Annotated in this window: 9 protein-coding genes; all 9 read left to right on the forward strand. The window is 36.5% G+C overall.

Going from position 1 to position 4,781, the window contains the following annotated elements; genetic code table 11:
* On the forward strand, positions 1-345 hold a 345-nt coding region (locus AC06OU_RS01195; protein ID WP_475853505.1), incomplete at its 5' end, for a chemotaxis protein CheW.
* An 11-nt stretch (positions 346-356) separates the two neighbouring features.
* Positions 357-812, forward strand: coding sequence for a chemotaxis protein CheW (locus AC06OU_RS01200; RefSeq protein WP_342566801.1), 456 nt, complete (start codon positions 357-359; stop codon positions 810-812).
* A 4-nt stretch (positions 813-816) separates the two neighbouring features.
* Positions 817-1,446: a chemotaxis protein CheC gene (locus AC06OU_RS01205; RefSeq protein WP_475853506.1), complete on the forward strand. Its 630-nt coding sequence runs from the start codon at positions 817-819 to the stop codon at positions 1,444-1,446.
* 1 nt (position 1,447) lies between these two features.
* Complete coding sequence (locus tag AC06OU_RS01210) at positions 1,448-1,954, forward strand: chemotaxis protein CheD (RefSeq protein WP_475853507.1); 507 nt, start codon at positions 1,448-1,450, stop codon at positions 1,952-1,954.
* Positions 1,954-2,250 (forward strand): hypothetical protein, encoded by a 297-nt coding sequence (locus AC06OU_RS01215; protein ID WP_475853508.1) that lies wholly within the window; start codon positions 1,954-1,956, stop codon positions 2,248-2,250. The genes AC06OU_RS01210 and AC06OU_RS01215 overlap by 1 nt, the downstream gene beginning before the upstream one ends.
* Before the next feature lie 94 nt (positions 2,251-2,344).
* The gene (locus tag AC06OU_RS01220; protein WP_169358616.1) at positions 2,345-3,118 is read left to right on the forward strand and encodes a FliA/WhiG family RNA polymerase sigma factor; all 774 of its coding nucleotides are present in this window, start codon (positions 2,345-2,347) and stop codon (positions 3,116-3,118) included.
* Positions 3,119-3,136: 18 nt separating this feature from the next.
* The gene (locus tag AC06OU_RS01225; RefSeq protein ID WP_475853509.1) at positions 3,137-3,433 is read left to right on the forward strand and encodes an RNA polymerase subunit sigma; all 297 of its coding nucleotides are present in this window, start codon (positions 3,137-3,139) and stop codon (positions 3,431-3,433) included.
* A gap of 8 nt (positions 3,434-3,441) precedes the next feature.
* Positions 3,442-3,933, forward strand: a complete 492-nt coding sequence (locus AC06OU_RS01230) for a DUF6115 domain-containing protein (RefSeq protein WP_342566795.1) — start codon at positions 3,442-3,444, stop codon at positions 3,931-3,933.
* A 152-nt stretch (positions 3,934-4,085) separates the two neighbouring features.
* A partial coding sequence (gene rpsB, locus AC06OU_RS01235; RefSeq protein ID WP_475853510.1) for a 30S ribosomal protein S2 occupies positions 4,086-4,781 on the forward strand: 696 nt, incomplete at its 3' end.

Raw genomic sequence — 4,781 nt, forward strand, 5'->3', positions numbered from 1 at the left:
CTTTCTTCTATTATTGAGACCGCAATTATTCGTTCATCCGACATTTTAAATGCTCACAATCAGAAGGTCATCGATTTCCGAGGTAATGTTGTGCCGCTCGTATTCTTAGATGAAGTATTTGAAGTTCCTCAAGAGCGTACAGAGGAAGAATTTCATTCAGTGGTGCTTGTAAGAAAAGGTGACAAAATGGCTGGCTTAGTTGTTGATTCATTTATTGGCCAACAAGAGGTCGTATTAAAAACTCTTGGAACATACTTGTCTAGTGTATTTGCTATTTCAGGAGCAACTATTCTAGGGAATGGGAAAGTAGCCTTAATAATTGATTGTAACGCTTTAATAAGGTAGGGGGAAAAATAATGACAGAGGCTTTAGAAACAGAATACTTAAAAGTAGTTGTTTTTCAATTAGCGGACAAAGAATACGTAATACCAGTAAGCCAAGTACAAGGAATTGAGAAACTGATTCATATAACAAGAGTTCCCAAGACTCCTTCTTTTGTAAAGGGTGTCATTAATTTACGAGGTGTAGTTACACCTATTATCGATTTGAAAAGCAGATTTGGTTTAGGTGAAAGTAATTTAAATGATTCCTCTCGAATTATTATAATTTCATTAGATGATATGAATGTAGGTGTCATCGTAGACTCTGCAAATGATGTGTTAGATATTTCGAAGGATTCCATTGAACCACAGCCGGAAGTAGTTGGAGGATTAGAACAAGACTTTATAGCAGGTGTTACTAAAATTGACAAGCGTCTATTAATATTGCTGCATCTAGATTTAGTTTTAAATCCTATTAAGACAGGAGCTTAGTCTAATGTTTGAAAAGCAAATTACTTCCGTCCATCTGGATGTTCTTCGAGAAATTGGGAATATTGGAGCAGCTCATGCTGCTACTGCACTGTCCATGCTATTAAACAAAAAAATAGATATGAATGTTCCTAAGGTAGAAATGGTGACCTTCGATGAAATGATGGAGCTAGCTGGCGGGGCAGAAAGTGTTGTGGCAGGTATATATCTTCGAATTGCTGGAGATGTCAATGGGAGTATGTTCTTTGTATTACCTGTAGAGCAAGCAAATCAATTTATTCGAAGATTAGTTCAAGATGACCAAATAGATTTTGAAAAGGCTCAAGTAACTGAGATTGGCGCATCTGCTCTTCAAGAACTAGGTAACATATTATCAGGCTCTTATTTATCCGCTCTTTCTGATTTTACAAAGCTAAATATTTACCCATCTGTTCCTGCATTATGTGTAGATATGGTAGGAGCAATCATTAGTTTTGGTCTTGTAGAGCTTTCACAAATAAGTGATTATGTTATTGTCATTGATACAGCTATTAGCGAAGAAGAAATGGAAAATGGAAAAAGTGTCCACGGACATTTCTTCTTACTTCCAGATCCAGAATCATTTCAGTCGATCTTTCAAGCCTTAGGAGTAGAATAATATGATGGAACAAGCTCAAATGGCAGCAGTGGTGAAGGTAGGAATTGCTGATATGAACATTGTAAAGGCTCCTCAAATTATAAGGACCACAGGCTTGGGGTCTTGTGTTGGAGTAGTTTTATATGATGATAAATCTCAGATAGCTGGTATGGTTCATATAATGCTTCCTAACTCTTCTTTAGGTAGAAGTGAAAACATTAATACGGCCAAGTTTGCTGATACGGGTATTCAAGCGCTTATTAACCTCTTAAAGCAAGAAGGGGTAAGTAGTGATAGACTTCGAGCTAAAATAGCTGGCGGTGCACAAATGTTTCAATTTTCGTCCAGTAGAGACACGATGAGAATAGGTCCTAGAAACGTAGAAGCAGTAAAAGAATATTTAAAAAAATACTCCATCCGAATAATTTCAGAAGATACTGGAGGGAATAGCGGGAGAACAATTGAGTTTGATCCTCTGACCAAGCTGTTAAATGTACGGACGGTTAACCAAGGGGTGAAAAATATTTAATGGTTGGAACGATTATGTCTAATTTTTGGATAGCGTTGCTAACATTTAGCATTCTTTTTCTCTTCTCTTACCCATTTATAGAAGGGGCAATTATTCTTATACCGATTATTTTGTGGGCTATCCTATCTTTCTTTATAACTTTTGGGGGTCGTGCAATTTTATCTTATGTACTAGACGATAGAATGAAAAAAATAGAAGTCGAGGTTCCTTTTACCCAGGATAATTCTCAAACAACGGTTGTTGGATCAAAAGAATACGCTGAAATTATAAAAGATATGATAAATGAGGAATCTTAAGTGGGGGGCGATTTTTCTTCGTCTCCCCTTTTTGTACGAAATTTTGGTATAATATCCATAAATAATAGAATGCAGTGTCGAAAGGAGGATATTTGTGTCAAAACAAAACTTGACGGAGGAGCAGCTCCTTTGGAGAAGATGGACTGAAAGCAAGGATCCTCAAGCGGGCGATTTACTTCTAAAAAAATATACTCCACTAGTTACGTATCATGTTCAACGGATAGGTGCGGGTATTCCTCAAAATGTTTCAAGAGATGAGCTCAAGAGTCTTGGCATGATGGGCTTATTTGATGCATTAAATAAGTTTGACCCTTCTAGAGATTTGAAGTTTGATACATATGCATCCTTCCGGGTAAGAGGGGCAATAATAGATGGCCTTAGAAAAGAAGACTGGCTTCCAAGATCATCACGTGAAAAAGCTAAAAAACTGGATCAGAAAATAGAAGAATTAGAGCAAAAACTAATGCGACATGCGACACCAGAAGAACTGGCCGATTTTGCAGAAATACCTTTAGAGGATGTATATCAGACTGTCCAAGAACACTTCTTTTCTAATGTTTTGTCTATAGATGAACAATTACATGATCAGGATGAAATGGATAGCAAATCCTTTGTGATCCGAGACGATACACAAACTACACCTGAACAAAAGCTGGTAAAGGACGAGCTAATTAATGACCTTGTCAATCAAATCCAACACTTAAATGAAAATGAGCAATTAGTATTAAGTTTATTTTATACAGAAGAATTAACTCTAACTGTTATCGGGGAGATGCTCGGCTTATCTACCTCGAGAATATCTCAAATACATTCTAAGGCACTTTTTAAGCTTCGGAAGCTATTAGTAAATGAAATGATGAATACCTAATGTGTGGAGGGCAGACAGATGAGTCTTAAAGGTTTGGAATTACAAATAGCTATCCCAAAGACCGTGGACGCAGGGAAAATGGCTGATCAGATGCAGCAGCAAAGCCTAGTTAACCAAGCCAACGCCCAAGCCGCGACAGAAAGGCAAATAGAAAAGAACAGAGAAACTGTTATAAAATCTAATCATATAGAAGCAGACACAAAGGGAAGCCAACAGGAGCAGGATGAGCAAGAGAAGAAAGATAGGAAAAAAGGACAAGAGAACAACAATATAAAGCATCCTTTTAAAGGGAACTTTGTGGACTATAATGGATAGGAGAAAAAATGACAACAATTATTATAATAGCACTGTTTCTTCTTCAAATTATTAGCTTTTATTTCATTGCACTATTAAATATGAAATTATCAAAATATAAAGATTTGGAAGATAGACAAGAACAAACTATGAAAGAAATAGAAGATTCATTTAGTGCTTATCTAGCAGATATGAAGGATGAAAATGATCGTCTTCTATATGAATTAAAGGAAAACAGTTTTGTTCCTCCTATAAAGGAACATGCTTCTGCAAAAGAAGAAGTTTCTACAACTATAAAAAATGATATAGATTCTTCCTTTGTGATTTCAAGGCCCCTTGTATCCAAACATAAGGTAGCAAATAGCTATGTCCAGGCTGCTAGTTTGCCAGAAAAAAAACAGCCAGTTACGATGAAAGAAAAGGTACTATATTATAGTGAAGAAGGAAAAAGTCCAATTGAAATAGCCAAATTACTTCAAATAGGAAAGACGGAAGTAGAACTTTTCTTAAAGTTTAAGTAATAAATAGTTGAAAGTATAAAATAACTATGGTATATTACAATACGGTATGAATACACACGCATTACGGATGAACTTGGCAGGTGCTCTAGAAATAGAGTAGCCAATGACAGATGATGGATGCGGAAGACTAAACCAAACCAGGAGGAAATAAAATGTCAGTAATCTCTATGAAACAACTACTTGAGGCCGGTGTACACTTCGGTCATCAAACTCGCCGTTGGAATCCAAAAATGAAAAAATACATTTTTGTTGAACGTAACGGAATCTATATCATCGATCTTCAAAAAACGGTGAAAAAATTAGAAGAAGCTTATGATTTCATGCGCCAAGTAGGTCAAGATGGCGGGAAAGTTCTTTTCGTTGGAACTAAAAAACAAGCTCAAGAAGCTATTAAAGAAGAAGCTGAACGTTCAGGTAACTACTACATCAACCAACGTTGGTTAGGTGGTACTTTAACAAACTTCGGTACTATTCAAAAACGTGTTGCACGCTTAAAAGCAATCGAAAAAATGGAAGAAGACGGTACTTTCGCTGTACTTCCTAAAAAAGAAGTTGTTCAACTTAAAAAACAACACGAACGTCTAGTTAAATTCTTAGGCGGTATCCGTGATATGGAAGCTGTTCCAGATGTAATGTTCGTAGTTGACCCACGTAAAGAGCGTATTGCAGTAGCAGAAGCTCGTAAATTGAACATTCCATTAGTAGGAATTGTTGATACTAACTGTGACCCAGATGAAATCGACTATGTAATCCCTGCAAATGACGATGCAATCCGTGCAGTAAAATTATTAACTGCTAAAATGGCGGATGCATTACTAGAAGCAAGACAAGGTGAAGATGCAGAAGTA

This window comes from Psychrobacillus sp. (assembly GCF_056205495.1).